This window comes from Bartonella sp. AA78NXGY, from assembly GCF_042197005.1.
Taxonomy (GTDB): Bacteria; Pseudomonadota; Alphaproteobacteria; order Rhizobiales; family Rhizobiaceae; genus Bartonella.
Genome location: NZ_JBHIRI010000094.1, coordinates 1 through 648 on the forward strand (window position 1 = coordinate 1; position 648 = coordinate 648).

The following is a 648-nucleotide window of genomic DNA, read 5'->3' on the forward strand; positions in this document are numbered from 1 at the left end:
TGAGGCAGAGCCGGTTACAGAGACGGCTTGGCAGACGCTCATTCCAACTTTGCGTGAAGAGGGTGAGGGGTGGAGAGCAGAGTTATGGGTGACATGGAACCCGTTGCGAGAGAATGCCCCCGTTGAGAAGCGGTTTCGCTTTTCAGACAATGAGGCAATCAAGCGTGTTGAGGCCAACTGGTCAGACAATCCGAAGTTTCCCAAGATCTTGAATGAAGCGCGATTGGATGATCTGAGAAACCGTCCAGAGACCTATAAGCATATCTGGGAAGGGGATTATCTTACAGCGGTTCAAGGTGCTTACTTTCAAAAAGAGATGTTGGCAGCCGAGGAGGAGGGGCGGATAGGGCGTGTTGCACGTGATCCTTTGATGCAGATACGCGCCTTTTGGGATATTGGGGGCACGGGTGCTAAGGCAGATGCGACAGCGATATGGATAGCGCAATTTGTTGGCAGAGAGATCAGAGTGCTTGATTATTACGAAGCACAAGGACAACCATTATCGGAGCATATAGGCTGGTTGCGTCAAAACGGTTATGAGAAGGCGTTGATGGTTTTGCCTCATGACGGTGCGACGAGAGACCGTGTGCACAATGTGAGTTTTGAGAGTGCTTTAAATGATGCGGGTTTTGAAACGCAAGTGATCCC

Annotated in this window: 1 pseudogene; it reads left to right on the top strand. The window is 50.5% G+C overall.

Annotated features, from left to right (window positions below):
• Nucleotides 1-648, top strand: a pseudogene (locus ACFINL_RS09815) (PBSX family phage terminase large subunit); the annotation flags it as partial.